Below are 284 nucleotides of genomic sequence, written 5' to 3'. Positions count from 1 at the left end.
TAGAAGTTCGCCACGGCTTAACACGTAACGGCAAAAGTAAGGGCATCTCGTACTCATGGAATGACCAGAAATTTAGCGGCACTTCCTTGGGGCCTGCTTATACATGGCCAGGACTGCAAAAACATAAAGAGATTGACTATCAGCCCCAACGGGATGACGCGCTCCTTGAGCAGCTGTTGAAAAATCCTAGAGAGAGAACAGTTGTTAGCCAACAGTTAGAAACCTCACGAGAAGATTCGGGATTAACAGCTAGCCCAGTCCGAGAACTTGAGCGAGGTTCAAGT

At 47.9% G+C, this 284-nt stretch carries 1 pseudogene; it reads left to right on the top strand.

Annotated features, from left to right (window positions below):
* Positions 1-284: pseudogene (locus ABF638_RS38435) on the top strand (relaxase/mobilization nuclease domain-containing protein); the annotation flags it as partial.

It is taken from the genome of Nostoc sp. CALU 1950 (assembly GCF_051172895.1).
Taxonomy (GTDB): Bacteria; Cyanobacteriota; Cyanobacteriia; order Cyanobacteriales; family Nostocaceae; genus Nostoc; species Nostoc edaphicum_A.
The sequence above is the reverse complement of the archived record's forward strand: the minus strand, read 5'-3'. Positions and strand labels throughout refer to the sequence as shown.